Here is a 1,427-nt window from a genome sequence, read left to right as displayed (position 1 = left end):
AATGTCCCGTACCAGGCCCCCGACTGCTGCCGGCCGGGGCCGTCCAGCGCCGTCAGGTCCCAACCCCGATCCGCGGGGAACTCGCCCACCGCGTCAACACCCTCGACCAGTAACTGCCAGAACCCGTCCGGGTCACCAACCCCACCCGGATACCGACACCCCATCCCCACGATCGCCACCGGCTCGTCGAGCACAGTGGCTGCGGCGACCGGTTTAGTTGCCGGCTCAGAAGCCCCGTCCAACCGCTGCTGCAGGTATTCCTGTAGCGCCACGGGCGTGGGGTAGTTGAATAGCAGGGTGGTCGGCAGCCGCAGCCCTGTCACCGCGGCGAGTCGGTCACACATTTTGATGGTGGCGTATGAGTCGAAGCCCTGCTCCCTAAAGCTCCGGTCAGCGTCGACATCCTGCGGCCCGGCATGACCAAGCACTGCGGCCGCATGGGTACGGATCAGGTCAAGGAGTTGCCACTCGCCCCCACCCGCTGCCGGCTCGATTCTCACACCGGCTTCACCAGGGCGGTCCCGCATCGCGGAGCGTTCGGTCTCGGCAAGGTCGAGCGTGGCCGCGCCGGCCTCGATGTCATGCCGCTCGACCGCGTCCTGGGACTGGTCGATCGCGGCGCTATTGCGGCCAGGGAACTCCGCCAGCGTGTCCGGGAGCCAGTGGCGCTGGCGCTGGAACGGGTATGTTGGCAGCGGCACGCGTCGGGGCAGGTCACCGGCAAAGGTCGGGGTCCAGTCGATGGTGATACCCGCGACGTGGAGGGTGGCCATCGAGCGGAGCCACCGCTCCCGTCCGCCGTCGTCACGACGCAGGGTGCCAGTCACGACCAGGTCCTCACCGGCCTGCTCCACCGCCATGGTCAGCACCGGATGCGAGCTGACTTCCACGAACGTCTCATGACCGGCTTCGGTCAGTGCCTGGACCACCTCAGCGAACCGGACCGTGTGTCGCAGATTGCGGTACCAGTAGTCACCGTCAAGGCTGACGGTATCGACCTGCGCCGCTTGCAAGGTCGAGTAGAACGGCACCCGCCCCCCACCAGGCCGCACGTCGGCCAGGTCTGCGCGCAGCCGGTCACGGATCGCCTCTACCTGCACCGAATGGGAGGCGTAATCCACCGCGATCCGCCGCACACCCAACTGCGCGTGCGCCCGCATGAACTCCTCACACGCCGCCGTGGTCCCAGACACCACCACCTGCGCCGGACCGTTGACCGCCGCGACCGACAGGTCCTCACCCCACCCGGTGATCAGCTGTTGCACCTCGTGCAAAGGCGCGGGCACCGACACCATGCCCCCCGACCCCGACAAGGCCACGATCGCCCGGCTGCGCAACGCCACCACCCGAGCCCCGTCGTCCAACGACAGGCCACCGGCCACACACGCCGCCGCGATCTCACCCTGACTGTGTCCCACCACCGCCGA

At 68.3% G+C, this 1,427-nt stretch carries 1 protein-coding gene; it reads right to left on the bottom strand.

The window, feature by feature from the left end:
- Positions 1-1,427, bottom strand: a 1,427-nt coding sequence (locus tag AB0J33_RS31145) for an acyltransferase domain-containing protein (RefSeq protein ID WP_363618733.1), incomplete at both ends; no start/stop codon positions are given.

It is taken from the genome of Micromonospora sp. NPDC049645 (genome assembly GCF_040675155.1).
Lineage (GTDB): Bacteria > Actinomycetota > Actinomycetes > Mycobacteriales > Micromonosporaceae > Micromonospora.
The sequence above is the reverse complement of the archived record's forward strand: the minus strand, read 5'-3'. Positions and strand labels throughout refer to the sequence as shown.